Source organism: Vicinamibacterales bacterium (genome assembly GCA_036496585.1).
In the GTDB taxonomy this organism is placed as follows: Bacteria; Acidobacteriota; Vicinamibacteria; order Vicinamibacterales; family 2-12-FULL-66-21; genus JAICSD01.
Window position 1 is genome coordinate 101,317 of record DASXLB010000042.1, and the last position, 14,537, is coordinate 115,853.

Sequence of the window (14,537 nt, forward strand, 5' to 3'; positions counted from 1 at the left end):
TGTGGGAATGTGGAAATGTGGAAATGTGAGACACAGCAATCCCATCTCCACATCTCCACGTTCCCACATTTCCACATCTCCACATCTCCACATTCCCACATAGCATGCGTCTCTTCGCCGTCGGCGTAAGTCACAGAACGGCGCCGGTCGAGCTCCGCGAGACGGTCGACTTCGGCCGGCGCGGGCTCCCGGCCGCGATCGCGGCGTTGCGCGAGCGTGAGCTGGCGCCAGAGACGGTCGTGCTCTCCACCTGCAATCGCGCCGAGATCTACGTCGGCGCCGAGTCCGACGCCGCCGCCGAATCGTGCGGCCGCTTCATCAGCGAGTTCAACGGCGTGGCCTGGGACGCGCTGGCGCCGCACGTCGTCGTCTACCGCGGTCCCGACGCGGCACACCACCTGTTTCGCGTCGCGGCCGGCCTCGACTCGCTGGTTGTCGGCGAGCCGCAGATTCTCGGGCAGGTGAAGGAGGCCTTCTCCGCCGCCTCGGAGCTCAAGGCGACCGGCGCGCTGACCCACCGGCTGTTCACCACCGCGTTCAGCGTCGGCAAGCGCGTCCGCAGCGAAACCGGGGTCGGCGAGGGAGCCGTGTCGGTCAGCTTCTCCGCGATCGCGCTCGCCAGGAAGATCTTCGGCCGGCTGAAGGGGCTGAACGTGCTGGTGCTCGGCGCCGGCGAGATGGCGACGCTGACCGCGACCCACCTGCGCGCGCAGGAGGTCGGCCAGCTGACGATCACCAGCCGCACGCTCGCCTCGGCCGAAGCGCTGGCGCGCGAGCTGCAGGGGCGCGCCGTGGCCTGGACGTCGATGCCGCAGGCGCTCTCGGCCGCCGACATCGTGGTGAGCGCGACCGGGTCGCCGGAGACCGTCCTGAGCCGCGCCGCCGTCGAGGACGCGATGCGTCCGCGCCGCGGCCGTCCCCTCTTCCTCATCGACATCGCCCTGCCGCGCGACATCGAAGCCGACGCCGGCAGCCTCGATCAGGTGTTCCTCTACAACATCGACGACCTCCAGGGGATCGTCAAGGAGAACCTGGCGCGCCGCAGCTCCGAGGTGCAGCGCGCCGAGACGATCGTGCGCGAGGAGGTCGACCGCTTCCGCGCCTGGATGCAGTCGCGCGACGTCGTGCCGACCGTAGTGGCGCTGCGGCAGCAGTTCGACGCCATCCGCCGGGCCGAGCTGCAGCGGCTGGAGCCGAAGCTGGCACCGCTGCCGCCGGAGGCGCGCGCACGCCTGGACGAAGTGACCCATCTCATCGTCGAAAAGCTGCTGTTGACGCCGACCGAGCAGCTCAAGGGAGCGGAGGACGAGGCGACGGCGCTCGCGTATGCCGACGCGCTGAACCGGCTGTTCCGGCTCCGCACCAAGGACAACGAATGAGCGGGCTCCGTATCGGCACGCGCGGCAGCGCGCTGGCGCTTTGGCAGGCGCATGCGGTCGCGTCGCGGCTCGCGGGCCGCGGCGTGACGACGGAGATCGTGACCTACAAGACGTCGGGCGACCGGCTGCAGGACGCGCCGCTGACCGATGTCGGGACGAAAGGCCTGTTCGTCAAGGAACTCGAGGACGCGCTGCTGCAGGGGGCCATCGACGTGGCCGTCCACAGCGCCAAGGACATGTCGGTCACGCTGCCGGAGGGGCTCACGGTCGTAGCGGTGCTGCCGCGCGAGGATCCGCGCGACGCCCTGGTGCTGCCCGGAGCGCCGCCGGCCGCCGGTCTGGCCGAGATCGAGGCGATGCTCGGGGACGCGCCGGCAATCGGGACGGGCAGCATCCGGCGCAGCGCGCAATTGCAGGCGAGGTGGCCGCGCGCGCGCTTCGCTCCGATCCGCGGCAACGTCGACACGCGGCTGCGCAAACTCGACGAGGGGGGATTCGACGCGCTGGTGCTGGCCGCCGCCGGCTTGCGGCGGCTCGGGCACCCCGGCCGCATCACGCTCGCCCTCGACCCCGCCGACTGCCTCCCGGCGCCCTCTCAGGGTATTGTCGCGATCGAAGCGCGGGCGAACGCCCCGGCAGTGCTGGCCGCGCTCAACGACGGCGAGGCGTTCGCGAGCTTCCGCGCCGAACGGGCGCTGGTCTCGGCGCTCGGCGGCGGCTGCCAGCTCCCGCTCGGCGCCCTGGCGACGCACCGCAACGGCGCGCTCGAAATGGAGGCGGTTGTCATCGCCCCCGGCGGCACGCGGCAGGTGCGGCACGCGGCGAGCGGCAGCCCGGCGGATCCCGAGGAGCTCGGGCGCCGGCTGGCCGGAGACCTGGCTGCGCGCGGCGCGGTCGCGATTCTCGACGAAGTACGGTAACCATAGACGCATGCCGAAGAGCCCCTGCGTGTACATCGTCGGCGCCGGCCCAGGTGATCCCGGACTGATGACCGTCCGCGGCCTGCGCCGGCTCGAGACGGCCGACGTCGTGGTCTACGACCATCACATCCACGCCAGGCTGCTGCGCTCGGCGCGCGCCGACGCTGAGCAGATCGACGTGGGTCCGGCCGCGCCGCGGCCGCTCGATCAGGATGCCATTTCGCTGCTGCTCGTCGAGAAGGCGCGCGAGGGAAAGACGGTCGTGCGCCTCAAGTGGGGCGATCCGTTCCTGTTCGACAGCGGCGGTAAGGAAGCGATATTCCTGCACGAGCAGCAGATTCCGTTCGAGGTGATTCCGGGCGTTCCCGCGACGGTCGCGGTCCCGGCTTATGCCGGCATCCCGCTGACCTATCCCGGCGCGGGAGAGGTCGTGACGCTGGTGCGCGGACACGAAGGGGAAAGTACCGAGCTGCCGCCGGCCGAGTGGGATCGGCTGGCGGGCATCGACGGCACGCTCGTCTGCTACGCCGCGGCGCCGCAGGTGGGGACGATCGTGGCGGCGCTCCTCGCCCATGGCCATTCGGGCGACGAAACCGCGGCGATCATCTACGACGGCACCACCTCGGCCCAGCAGACGGTGGTCGCGCCGCTCTCGCAGATCGCCGCATCCGCGCGGCCGCGCGGCGCCGGCATGCTCGTGGTCGGGCGGGTCGTCGGGCTGCGCGAACACCTCCGCTGGTTCGACGACCGGCCGTTGTTCGGACGACGCATCGTGGTGACGCGATCGCGCGAGCAGGCGGCCGACTTCGTCGACATGCTGGAAGAGCGCGGCGCCGAGACGATCCAGCTGCCGACGATCCGGATCGCGCCGCCGGACGACCCGGACGGGCTCGACCGCGCCGCCGCGGCCGCCGCCGGCTACGACTGGATTGTCTTCACCAGCGCCAACGCGGTCGACGCCTTCTTTGGCCGACTGCTCCAGTGCGCCGATGTCCGCGAGCTGAAAGGCGTGCGGCTGTGCGCGGTCGGGCCGTCCACGGCGCAGCACATCTCGCGCTTTGGCGTGCGCGTCGACCTCGTGCCAGACGAATCGCGCTCGGAGGGAGTGCTGGAGGTGCTCGCCGCGGCCGGCCCGCTGCAGGGAACGCGCATCCTGCTGCCGCGCGCCGACATCGCCCGCGAAGCCCTGCCGGATCAGCTGCGCGACGCCGGCGCCGAGGTCACAGAGGTGGTCGCCTACCGGACGATCCTCGCCGGGCCCGAGCGCCACGGCGATCACGACGTCTACCGGATGCTGCTCGACCGCCAGATCGACGCCGTCACGTTCACGAGCGCCAGCACGGTGCGCAGCTTCGCGCGCCTGCTCGGCGAAGAGCAGGCGGCGGATCTCCTCAACACGACGGTCGTCGCGGCGATCGGGCCGGTGACCGCCGAAGCCGCGCAGCAGCTCGGGATCCGCGTCGGCGTGATGCCGAAGAAGTACACGATTCCCGACCTCGTCGATGCGCTGATGGAGCATTTCGCTTCGTCGTGAGCAGCGGGGCAGTCAGCAGTGGGCATTTCGCAGAATGACGACCAGGATTGACGCTCCGGCGACGCGCGCGTTCATGGACCTGCGGCAGCGACCGCGACGGCTGCGGCGCTCGCCAGGAATCAGGGCGATGGTGCGTGAGACGCGGCTCAGTCCCGAGAACCTCGTCTATCCGTTGTTCGTGGTCACCGGCGAGGGCCGGCGGCGCGAGGTGTCCTCGATGCCGGGCGTCTTTCAGTTGTCGGTCGACGAGATCGTGAAGGAAGCGGCGGCAGCGCAACGGGAAGGCGTCCCCGCCGTGCTGCTGTTCGGACTGCCCGACAGCAAAGACGCGGTCGGCAGCGGCGCCGCGGATCCGGAAGGGCCGGTGCAGACGGCAGTCCGCGCGCTCAAACGCGAGATCCCCGGGATCGTCGTCGTCACCGACGTCTGCCTGTGCGAGTACACCTCCCACGGCCACTGCGGGATTCTGGAGGGCGACGAGATCGTCAACGACGCGACGGTGGAGGAGCTGGTGCGCGCCGCCCTCTCGCACGCCGCGGCCGGCGCCGACATCGTCGCCCCCTCCGACATGATGGACGGCCGCATCGGCCGTATCCGCGAGGCGCTCGATCGCTCGGCATTCACCCAGGTGGCCGCGATGGCCTACGCGGCGAAGTATTGCTCGGCCTTCTATGGGCCCTTCCGCGATGCGGCGGATTCCGCCCCGGCGTTCGGCGATCGGCGGTCGCACCAGATGGATCCGGCCAACGCCGCTGAGGCGCTGCGTGAAGTGTCCCTCGATATCGAGGAAGGGGCCGACATCGTCATGGTCAAGCCGGCGCTCACCTACCTCGACGTGATCTGGCGGGTCAAGGAGGCGTTCGCGCTGCCGACCGCCGCGTACCACGTGAGCGGCGAGTACGCGATGCTCAAAGCGGCCGCACGCAATGGCTGGATCGACGAGCCGCGCGCGATGATGGAGACACTCACCTCGATCCGCCGCGCCGGCGCCGACATGGTCATCACCTACTACGCGCGGGAAGCGGCGCGCGCGATGGCGTAGCCCGCGCTGTGCGGCTACCCGCGGAGCGCGATCAGAGGATCGACGCGCGAGGCGCGACGCGCCGGCAGGTAAGCGGCCAACCCGGCCGCCGCAAGCAGCACGGTGACCGCCGCGCCCAGCGCGAGCGGGTCCACGGCCGATACGCCGTAGAGATAGGTGCGGAGCACGCGTGACAGCGGCACCAGCGCCAGAAGACCGGCCGCGGCTCCAGCCACAACCGCCGAGAGACTGCCTTGCACGATCAGCCTCACGACTTCCGCGGGCCTGGCGCCGAGCGCCATGCGGACGCCGATCTCGGTAACGCGCTGCGCGACGGTGAAAGCCACGACGCTGCCGATGCCGAGCGTGGTGAGGACCAACGCCAGCACGGCGAAGACGCCGAGCAGCCACGACAGCGCGCGGCGATCGCCATAGCTGCGGGCCATCGCGTCCGAGACGCGCTCCATGCTGCCGATCGCCGACGACGCATCGAGCTGCGCCACCTGGGCGCGGATGTCGGCGGCGAGCGCGCGCGGGTCGGCGGCCGACGATCGGACGACGAGCGTGCCGCCCGCCACCGGAAACTGCGCGTACGGGACGTACAGCTCAGGCGTGTAGCCGCGGAGCGCGCCGCCGCGCCGCGTGTCTCCGACGACGCCGACGATCGTCAGGTCGGCCAGCTCCGGAATCCGCATGGCGCTGACCCGCCGCCCGATTGGATCCTCCGCCGGGAAGAAGCGCGACGCGAACGTCTGGTTGACGATCGCCGACACGGGCGCGCCAGGCTGCTCGGCCGGTCCGAAGTCGCGTCCGCGCCGGATCGGAATGCCCATCGCAGCGAAGTAGCCGGGCGTGACCGCGGCCGTCTGCGCGACCGGCTCGCTGCCTGGCGCAAACGGATGTTCGGGCAGGTTGACGTTGGGCGCCCATGAGAAGCCGGTGGCGTCGAACGGCCAGGCGAGGGCTGCGGCCGCGACGCCAGGATGCCGCCCCGCCGCCGCGATCAGGTCCGTGGCGAACCCGTTGATGGCCGCGCCGTTCGGATAGCGGCTCTGCACCTGCTGGAGCGGCACCGACAGCACCCGCGCCGCGTCGAAGCCGACGTCGACGGCGGCGAGCTTGGCCACGCTGCGCTGCATCAACGCAGCGCCGGTCAGCAGCACGACGAGCAGCGCGACCTCGCCGGCGACCAGCGTCCAGCGGACGCGCGCTTGCCCCGGCGACGCGGTCTCGGCGCTCGACTGCCGCAGCACACGCATCGGGTCGACGCGCGAGAGTTGCATCGCCGGCGCGAGCCCGAAGAGCGCGGCGGTGAGCACGCCGAGTGCCGCGGCAAAGCCGAGCACGTGCGGGTCGATGGCGACTTCCGACGCGCGCGGCAGGGCAAATCCGGGCACGCCGTGCAGGAGCCGGACGCCCCAGCCGGCGGCAAGCAGCCCGGCGGCAGCGCCGAGCAGGCCGAGCATCAGGCCTTCGATCAGGAAGAGCCTGACGATCGCGCCGCGCGACGCGCCGAGCGCGGCACGGACCGACGTCTCGCGCGCGCGGCGCAGTCCCTTGGCGAGAAGCAGGTTGGCGACGTTGGCGCAGGCGATCAGCAGGAGCACCATCACCGCGGCCATCAGCAGCCGCAGCGTCGGACGGATCCCGCTCGTGGCGGCGTCGAGCACCGGCCGGACCAGCACGCCATAGCCGGTGTTCGACGCCGGGTACTCGCGCTCGAGCGACGTGGCAATCGCCGACATCTCGCGCTGCGCGTCTTCCGCCGACACCCCGCGCCGCAGCCGCGCGACTACGCCGAAGCCCGGATGGTTCGCCCGATCGAGCTGCATCGGCTGCAGCAGGCCGGGACGGTGCGGGCGCCAGACGTCCACGTCGAAGGGCCGGACGTCCGGGGGCAGCACACCCAGGATCGTCACCGCGTCGTCCTCGATCTGCACCGTGCGCCCGATCGCCGTCGGGTCGCCGCCGAACCGCAGGTGCCAGGCGCGATCGCTGAGGACGACGACCGCAGGGGCTCCGGAGGCGGCATCCTCGACCGTGAAGGTGCGGCCATGGGACGGCGGGATTCCCATCACCGCGAACATGTTCACTTCGCAGCTGCCGCTCTGAAACACGTCGGCCGGCCCCGACTCCGCCGTCAGGATGACGCGGCCGTAGGTGTTGAAGATGGCCATCCCGTCGAACACATGGTTGCGCGCGCGCCAGTCGAGATAGTTCGGATATGCGACGTTCCACGGAGATCCGCGACGCGTCTCGCCGATTCGGACCAGCCGATCGGGCTCGCCATACGGCAGCGGTTTCAGCAGCACGCCGTAGACGGCGGTGAAGATCGCCGTGTTGGCGCCGATGCCGAGGGCCAGGGTCAGCGCCGCGGCGGCGGCAAAGCCGGGGCTGGCCGCCAGAGAGCGCAGCGCATACCGAAAGTCATTGCCAAGCCGCATGGCTACTGCGTCCGCAGCGCCTGCAGGGGATCGACGCGGGTGGCGCGTCGCGCCGGGCCGTACGCCGCGACCAGGGCCACCGCGGCGAGCACTGCGACCGCTGCAACGAAGGCGGCCGGATCGAGCGGCCGGACCTCGAACAGAAACGACTGAAGCACGCGCGTCGTCGCGATCGCGGCGGCGAGTCCGATGCCGGCGCCAAGCATGACCGGCATCATCGCGCCCGCCAGCATCAGCCGGACCACGGTGCCGGCGTCGGCGCCGAGCGCCATGCGGAGGCCGATCTCCGCCGTGCGCTGCGCCACCGCCTGCGACAGGACGCTGTAGATGCCGATCGCCGCGAGCGCGAGCGCCAGCCCGGCGAACGCCGCCACCAGCGTGAGCAGCAGCCGGCGGTCGGCGACCGACTCCGACACCATCGTCTCGAGCGACGAGAGATCCAGCGGCACGTCCGGATCGGCCGCCTGCACCGCTTGGCGAAGCGCCGAAGCGACCTGCGCTTCCCGGCGCACGTCGGCGGCGCGCGCCACGACCGAAATGGTGTAGCGCGATCGAAACGGCGCCTGGAGCATCGGCACGTAGACCTGCGGGGCGGCCGGCCGCGTCAACGAATTGAAGTGCACGTCATCGACCACCCCGACGATGGTCAGGACCGGATTGACCTGCTCCATCCCGGCGTACTTGAAACGGACGCCGATCGGATTGACCTGCGGCAGGAATTGCCTGACGAACAGCTGGCTGACGACGGCGACCGGCGGTTGACCGGCGACATCGCCGGCGGTCAGCCGGCGCCCTTGCAGCAGCTTCATGTGCAAGGCTTCGAAATATCCCGGCGTCACGACCTTGTAGCCAGCCGAATACTTGAAGCCGTCGTAGCTGTGGTCGCCGATGCCGCCGACGTCTGGATGCCCCTCGAACTGCAGCGCGCCGTCGGGATCGAATTTCCCGAGCGGCAGCTGGGTGGCGGCGGCCGCCGCCTCGACGCCAGGGATCGTCCGCAGGCGCTCGGTCAACGCGGTGTAGAACGCCGCGGATTGCGAGGCGTCGCCGTAGCTCGTCAGCGGCACCGCCATGTCAGCAGTGACGACGCCGGCGGGATCGAAACCCGGGTCGATCGACGTCACTCGCAGGAAACTGCGCACGAGGAGCGCCGAGCCGACGAGCAGGACGAGCGCCACCGCGACCTCGGCGGCAACCAGCCCGTTGCGGGCGCGCGCGCGCGCCGGCGCCGCCGAACGCCCGGCAGCGGCGAGCGCGCTCCGCAGATCGGCGCGCGAGGCCTGCAGCGACGGCAGCAGCCCGAACACCAGCGGCGTCAGCAGCGCCAGCAGCACCGTGAACGCGAGCACCGTCTGGTCGACGCCGATCGCGTCCTGGCGCGGCAGCGCGAGGCCGTCCAGCGAGCGCAGAATCCGCACGAGCCAGGCAGCCAGCAGCAGCCCCGCCACCCCGCCGAGTATGCCGAGCAGCGAGCTCTCGACGAGCAGCTGGCGGACGAGCCGTCCGCGCCTGGCGCCGAGCGCCGCCCGCACGGCCATCTCGGTGCGCCGCTCTTCGCCGCGCGCGAGCAGCGTCGCGGCGACGTTGGCGCAGGCGATGAGCAGCACCAGGCCGACGGTGCCGAGCAGCAGCAGCAGCGCCTTCCTCGACTGCGCCGGCACCAGGTCTTCCTTGAGCCCGGTCGTCACCACGCCGATCGCGTTCTCGTCGTTGCCGTACTCCTGCTTCAACTGCCCGCCGATGGTCTGCATCTCGGCAGCGGCCGCGCTCAGCGGAATGCCGGGTTTCAAGCGAGCGACGACGTCCCAGTTGTGCGCGGTCCGGCCGCCGTCGTCGGGGCTGAGCTCCGCCGGGATCCACACGTCGGTGCCACCCGGATAATCGAACGACTCCGGCATCACGCCGACCACGCGCGCGGTCCGGCCGTCGAGCTTGAGCGCCAGCGCGGCGAGGTCGGGCCTCGAGGCGAGCGCGCTCTGCCAGAATCGGTGGCTGACGACGACCGCCGGCACGCCGTTGAGGCGGGATTCCTCGGCGATGAACGTTCGCCCGAGCGCGGCGTTCATGCCGAACACCTTGAAGAATCCTTCGCTGACCGCGCAGCCGTCCGCGAAACGCGGCTGGTCGGCGCCGAGCACCGTGACGGTATCGCACCCATAGGCGGCGACCGCCTCGAAGCTCGTCGCGCGCTGACGCCAGTCGATGAAATTGGGATGCGAGACGCGCGAGCGACCGCCGCGCGAGTTGCGCTCGCCGAGCCTGACGATCCGATCGGGTTCGCTGTAGGGCAGCGGCCGCAGCATTACGCCGTTGATCACGCTGAATATCGCCGTGTTGGCGCCGATGCCGAGCGCGAGCGTGACTATGGCGATCGTGGCAAAGGCCGGCCGCTTGAAGAGCGCGCGAAAGGCCTGGCGAAACTCGGTCATCTGGGGTCGCTCCCTGCGCGGCAGCGCCGCGCCTCGCGGATTTCGTTCACAGGGCCGCCACGATCAGCGTGGCGTCGTCTTCGTAGGCGCCGCCGTTGAACGACTCGACGTCCCGAAGGATCGCCGACAGCATCGCCTCGGCGTCGAGACCGCGGTGCGCGACGGCGGCCTCCACGATCCGGTCGTCGCCGTATTCGTCGCCCGCGGTGTTGCGCCCCTCCGTCATGCCGTCGGTGTAGAACACGAGCCGGTCGCCGGGGCCGATCGGCCACGCCCCCTGTTCGTAGGTGCTGTCCGCGAACACGCCGAGCACGGTGCCGCCCGGCGACAGGCGGTCGACCGCACCGCCGGCGCGCACGAGCAGCGGCGGGTTGTGTCCGGCGTTGGCGTAGGTCAGGCGGCCCTCCGCCGGATCGATCCGCGCATAGCAGAACGTCACGAACCGGCCGCTCGCCATGTTGCGGCACAGCAACCGGTTGACGCTGGCGGTGACGGCGGCGGGAGCGGCGCCGTCCTGCGCGAAGGCGCGCACCGCGGCCTGCAGGTTCGACATCAGGAGCGCCGCCGGTACGCCCTTGCCCGCCACGTCGGCGATGACGACGCCGAGCGCGCCGCCGGCGAAGACGAGCGCGTCGAAGCAGTCGCCGCCGACGCCGTTGGCCGGGCGCCACGACGAGGCCAGCCGGATCGCCGCCGTCTGCGGCATCGTCGTCGGCAGCAGGCCGCGCTGGATGAGACGGGCTTCCTCGAACTCCTTCTGCTGGCGGGCGTCGCGGCGGCGGGTGGCGCGCGCTTCTTCGATCTCGCGCTGCAGGATCTCGAGCAGCGCGACGTCTTCCCACGGCTTCTGGACGAAACTGCGGGCGCCGCGGCGCATGGCCTCGACGGCGGTGTCGACGCTGCCCCACCCGGTCATCACCACGATCGGCAGCAAGGGATCGTGGGCGCGGATTTGAGGAATGAGCTCGAGCCCCTCGCGTCCCGAGGTCGTGTCGCGGCCGTAGTTGAGGTCCATCAGCAGCAGGTCGAACGGGCCCTCGCGCAACCGCTCGAGCACGGCGTCGGTGGAACTGACGAATTCCGGGGAATAGCCCTCGCCGGTGAGGAGCCAGCGGAGGGCCTCGAGGACGTCGGGCTGGTCGTCGGCGACGAGCACGCGGGCGGCGGTCTGGGGACGAATGGCAACCATACTGCTATACATTCGCGACTGATGGCGACAACAATCCCCGTACCACGCGGTGACGGGCCGAAATGCGCGGCATTCCGGTCGGGGCTGTCCGCACCCGTCGCGACGGCGCGACGCCCCGTCGCAGCCGCGCGACACGCCGTCGACCGGGCGACTGCCGTCTAAGCAGCACAACGGATGGCCGAGACCACACCGATTCGCATTCTGATCGCCGACGACCAGCAGGACATCATCGACGCGCTCCGACTGCTGCTGGTCGACGAAGGCTACGAGGTGACGCCGGCGCGCTCGCCGGCCGAGGCGCTCGAGCGCCTCGAAGCGTCGGACTTCGACCTGGCCCTCCTCGATCTCAACTACACCCGCGACACGACCTCTGGCCAGGAAGGGTTCGACCTGATGGAGCGCCTTCGCGCGCTCGACCGGACGCTCCCCGTGCTGGTGATGACCGCATGGAGCTCGATCGCCGGCGCCGTGGAGGCGATGCGGCGTGGCGCTCGCGACTACATCGAAAAGCCGTGGGACGACGAGAAGCTGCTCGCCGCGGCCCGGACCCAGATCGAGCTGCGGCGCGCCGTCCGCCGCAGCCAGCGTCTCCAGGAAGCCAACCAGCGGCTGCAGCGCGGCGTCACGCCGCCGTTCATCGGCGACGCGCCGTCGATCAGCGAGATCCGCCTGACGATCGAGCGGGTGGCGCCGTCTGACGCGGCCGTGCTGATCACCGGCGAGCACGGGACCGGCAAGGAAGTCGTCGCGGCGTGGCTGCATGCCTACAGCGATCGCCGCACGCGCCCCCTGGTGACGATGAACGCCGGCGGGCTCGCCGAGGGGATCGCGGAGAGCGAACTGTTCGGCCACGTGAAGGGGGCGTTCACCGACGCCCGCGTCGACCGCATCGGCTGCTTCGAGATGGCCGACGAGGGCACGCTGTTCCTCGACGAGATCGCCACGATGCCAATGCGCCTGCAGGCCAAGCTGCTGCGCGTGCTCCAGACCGGCGAGTTCGCGCGCGTCGGCTCGTCGCGGGTGCGCTATGTCAACGTCCGCGTGCTGTCGGCGACCAACGCGGACCTGCACGCCGAGATCGACGCCGGCCGCTTCCGCGAGGATCTGCTCTATCGGCTCAATACCGTCATGATCCATCTGCCGCCGCTGCGCGATCGCCGCGGCGACCTGCCGGCGCTGGCGCGGCACTTTCTCGGCATCTACGGTGCCCGCTACCGCAGATCGATCCTCGATTTCGAGGCCGACGCGATGGCCGCGATGCACGCGCACGCCTGGCCCGGCAACGTGCGCGAGCTGGCGCACGCGGTCGAGCGTGCCGTGCTGCTGGCCGATCCCGCGGCGACCACCATCGCGGCCCGCCACCTCCAGCTGCGGCCGCGGGCATCCGGCGCCGGCGCCCCCGGACCCGAGGCGCTGTCGCTCGAAGACGCCGAACGGGTGTTCATCGAAAACGTGCTGGCGCGCCACAACGGCGATGTCCGGCTCGCCGCGGAGCAGCTCGGCATGAGCCGCAGCGCGCTGTATCGACGTTTGCAGCAGTATGGCCTCAGGCACAGCCGCTAGGCACTGGAGCCTCGAGCAGTCGGTCATGGGGCTGACGCTGCTCGGCGGCCTGCCGGCGGCGCTCGCGCTCGTCTGGATCGTCTGGGGCGAGAGCTACAGCTTCGAGGTGCGCTGGACCCTCGCAGCCGTGGTCCTCGCCGTGTGGATTGGCTGCGCCGTCGCGGCGCACCAGATGGTCACACGCGTGCTCTACCTCGCCGCCAACCTGCTCGGCGCGCTGCACGAGGGGGACTACTCCATCCGGAGCACTGGCGCGAAACCGGGCAGCGCCGCCGATCTCGTGATGAAGGAGATCAACTCCCTCGGCGATACGCTCCAGCGGCAGCGGTCGGAAGCGGTCGAGTCGACGGCGCTGCTGACCAGCGTGATGGGCGCGATCGACGTCGCGGTGTTCGCCTTCGACATGCACGAAACCCTGGTGCTCGCCAATCCTGCGGCGGCACGCCTGCTGACCCGGCGCGGCGAGGACATCGTCGGGGAGAACGCGGTCGCGCTGCGCCTCGAGCGCTATCTTACCGGCGACACTCCGCGCCTCATCGAGAACGCGTTCGGCGCCGCCGGCGGCCGCTTCGAGCTCCGCCGATCGACGTTCTACCGCGACGGCAGGCCGCACCAGCTGCTCGTGTTCGCCGACCTGAGCCGCGCGCTGCGCGAGGAGCAGCAGCTCGCCTGGCAGCGCATCGTGCGCGTGCTCTCGCACGAGATCAACAACTCCCTGACGCCCATCAAGTCGATTGCGCACAGCATTCGCCGGATGATCTCGCGCATCCCCGACGTGCCGCGCGCCGCCGAGATCCAGGACGGGTTGAACCTGATCGAGACGCGGTCGGGCGCGCTGGGGCGGTTCCTGCGCCAGTACGCGCAGCTCGCGAAACTGCCGAAGCCGCAGGAACGCCCGATCCGGTTCCTGCCGCTGGCGCGCCGGATCGCCGAACTCGAGAACCGCCTGCCGATCACCGTCGAGACGCACGAAGACGTGCAGGTGGAGGCCGATCCCGACCAGCTCGAGCAATTGCTCATCAATATTGTGCGCAACGCTGTCGACGCGAGCCTCGAAACGCGCGGCAGGGTCAGCATCGGCTGGACACCGGCCAACGGCTTTCTCGAAGTCAGGGTAGACGACGAAGGACCGGGGCTGCCGGAGACCTCGAACCTGTTCGTGCCGTTCTTCACGACCAAGCCGCAGGGCTCTGGCATCGGGCTCGCGCTCAGCCGCCAGATCGCCGAAGCCCATGGCGGGACGCTGAGTCTCGAGAACCGGGCCGGCGCGCGGGGCTGTCGCGCGACTCTGCGGCTGCCCCTGTAGCAGGCGCCCGCTGCGACAGCGGTTCGTCTCGCGGGCGCGAGGCGGCGTCGCGATCGAGCGCGCGATGGCCCGAGCCATCCCGGAGCGCCGCGCTTTCAGCAACAGCTATACTGTGTCCACTTTCCCGGAGGTTTTGATGTACGCGCTGACTTCGATCGCCATCGTGCTCGCCGCCGCCATGCCTCGGCACACGCCACCGCAGGCGCCCGCACCCGGGAAGGTCTGCATCGCGCTGCTCCTGCCGTCGGTCGAAGGCGTGGACAATGCCCCGGCGGTCGCGACGTCGGTCCGGGCCAGCTTCGAGTCGTACCTGACGGGTCCGTCGCTGCAATCGGTGATGCTGGACGCCAAGCTGGCGTCGCAGGCCAACGAGGAAGCGAAGCAGAAGGAATGCCCCCGGATTCTCATGGTCACGATCAACCGCAAGGCGGGCAGCACCGGTCCGAGCAAGGCCGGCACGATCGCCCGCGCAGCGGGCACAACCGCCGCCTACATTCCGATCCCGGGGGGCGCCGGCGGCGCCGTCGCGGCAGGAGCCGCCGAGGGCAGCGCGGTCGCGGTCTCGGACTTCTCGTACCAGACGCACGCGAAAGACGAGATCACGATGACCTATAAGATCGTGACGGCCGATGGCGCCACGTTGATGCCACTCAAGTCCGACAGCGCCAAGGCGAAGAGCAACGGCGAGGATCTGCTGACGCCGCTCATCGCCAAGGCCTCGGAGGCGGTCGCCGGCGCCATCAGCAAGTGAT

At 70.7% G+C, this 14,537-nt stretch carries 10 protein-coding genes; 7 read left to right on the forward strand and 3 right to left on the reverse strand.

The genetic code is table 11. The features are described from left to right. Positions 1-104 precede the first annotated feature (104 nt). Genes hemA through hemB form a run of 4 tightly spaced genes read left to right on the forward strand, consistent with a single transcriptional unit; the run spans position 105 to position 4,875 of the window. A complete protein-coding gene (gene hemA, locus VGI12_13885) occupies positions 105-1,379 on the forward strand; it encodes a glutamyl-tRNA reductase (protein HEY2433761.1) in 1,275 nt (424 codons plus the stop codon). Continuing rightward, on the forward strand, positions 1,376-2,299 hold the full coding sequence (gene hemC / locus VGI12_13890; GenBank protein HEY2433762.1) for a hydroxymethylbilane synthase: 924 nt from the start codon (positions 1,376-1,378) through the stop codon (positions 2,297-2,299). Before hemA ends, hemC begins: the two co-directional genes overlap by 4 nt. 10 nt (positions 2,300-2,309) lie before the next feature. Next, the gene (gene cobA, locus VGI12_13895; GenBank protein ID HEY2433763.1) at positions 2,310-3,833 is read left to right on the forward strand and encodes a uroporphyrinogen-III C-methyltransferase; all 1,524 of its coding nucleotides are present in this window, start codon (positions 2,310-2,312) and stop codon (positions 3,831-3,833) included. A 34-nt stretch (positions 3,834-3,867) separates the two neighbouring features. Then, positions 3,868-4,875, forward strand: a complete 1,008-nt coding sequence (gene hemB, locus VGI12_13900; protein ID HEY2433764.1) for a porphobilinogen synthase — start codon at positions 3,868-3,870, stop codon at positions 4,873-4,875. A 14-nt stretch (positions 4,876-4,889) separates the two neighbouring features. Here hemB and VGI12_13905 read toward each other — a convergent pair whose 3' ends face one another. From VGI12_13905 to VGI12_13915, 3 genes are read right to left on the reverse strand one after another with little or no spacing between them, the layout of a single operon-like run. Further along, entirely contained in the window at positions 4,890-7,298 is a 2,409-nt protein-coding gene (locus VGI12_13905; protein ID HEY2433765.1) for an ABC transporter permease, read from the reverse strand. Between the two features lie 2 nt (positions 7,299-7,300). Then, positions 7,301-9,727 (reverse strand): ABC transporter permease, encoded by a 2,427-nt coding sequence (locus VGI12_13910; protein ID HEY2433766.1) that lies wholly within the window; start codon positions 9,725-9,727, stop codon positions 7,301-7,303. A 46-nt stretch (positions 9,728-9,773) separates the two neighbouring features. Then, positions 9,774-10,916, reverse strand: a complete 1,143-nt coding sequence (locus VGI12_13915) for a SpoIIE family protein phosphatase (protein ID HEY2433767.1) — start codon at positions 10,914-10,916, stop codon at positions 9,774-9,776. Between the two features lie 174 nt (positions 10,917-11,090). On the opposite strand from VGI12_13915, the gene VGI12_13920 reads away from it, so the two are divergent. The 3 genes from VGI12_13920 to VGI12_13930 all read left to right on the forward strand — a co-directional run bounded on the left by VGI12_13920 (position 11,091) and on the right by VGI12_13930 (position 14,536). Continuing rightward, the gene (locus VGI12_13920; protein ID HEY2433768.1) at positions 11,091-12,479 is read left to right on the forward strand and encodes a sigma-54 dependent transcriptional regulator; all 1,389 of its coding nucleotides are present in this window, start codon (positions 11,091-11,093) and stop codon (positions 12,477-12,479) included. Beyond that, positions 12,457-13,785 (forward strand): ATP-binding protein, encoded by a 1,329-nt coding sequence (locus tag VGI12_13925; GenBank protein HEY2433769.1) that lies wholly within the window; start codon positions 12,457-12,459, stop codon positions 13,783-13,785. The genes VGI12_13920 and VGI12_13925 overlap by 23 nt, the downstream gene beginning before the upstream one ends. A 136-nt stretch (positions 13,786-13,921) precedes the next feature. Continuing rightward, positions 13,922-14,536 (forward strand): hypothetical protein, encoded by a 615-nt coding sequence (locus VGI12_13930; protein HEY2433770.1) that lies wholly within the window; start codon positions 13,922-13,924, stop codon positions 14,534-14,536. Position 14,537 lies beyond the last annotated feature (1 nt).

Coding starts and splice junctions, on each gene's coding strand:
- VGI12_13910 (HEY2433766.1), bottom strand. CDS start 9,727: ATGACCGAGTTTCGCCAGGCCTTTCGCGCGCTCTTCAAGCGGCCGGCC.
- hemC (HEY2433762.1), top strand. CDS start 1,376: ATGAGCGGGCTCCGTATCGGCACGCGCGGCAGCGCGCTGGCGCTTTGG.
- VGI12_13905 (HEY2433765.1), bottom strand. CDS start 7,298: ATGCGGCTTGGCAATGACTTTCGGTATGCGCTGCGCTCTCTGGCGGCC.
- hemA (HEY2433761.1), top strand. CDS start 105: ATGCGTCTCTTCGCCGTCGGCGTAAGTCACAGAACGGCGCCGGTCGAG.
- cobA (HEY2433763.1), top strand. CDS start 2,310: ATGCCGAAGAGCCCCTGCGTGTACATCGTCGGCGCCGGCCCAGGTGAT.
- VGI12_13930 (HEY2433770.1), top strand. CDS start 13,922: ATGTACGCGCTGACTTCGATCGCCATCGTGCTCGCCGCCGCCATGCCT.
- VGI12_13920 (HEY2433768.1), top strand. CDS start 11,091: ATGGCCGAGACCACACCGATTCGCATTCTGATCGCCGACGACCAGCAG.
- VGI12_13925 (HEY2433769.1), top strand. CDS start 12,457: ATGGCCTCAGGCACAGCCGCTAGGCACTGGAGCCTCGAGCAGTCGGTC.
- hemB (HEY2433764.1), top strand. CDS start 3,868: ATGACGACCAGGATTGACGCTCCGGCGACGCGCGCGTTCATGGACCTG.
- VGI12_13915 (HEY2433767.1), bottom strand. CDS start 10,916: ATGGTTGCCATTCGTCCCCAGACCGCCGCCCGCGTGCTCGTCGCCGAC.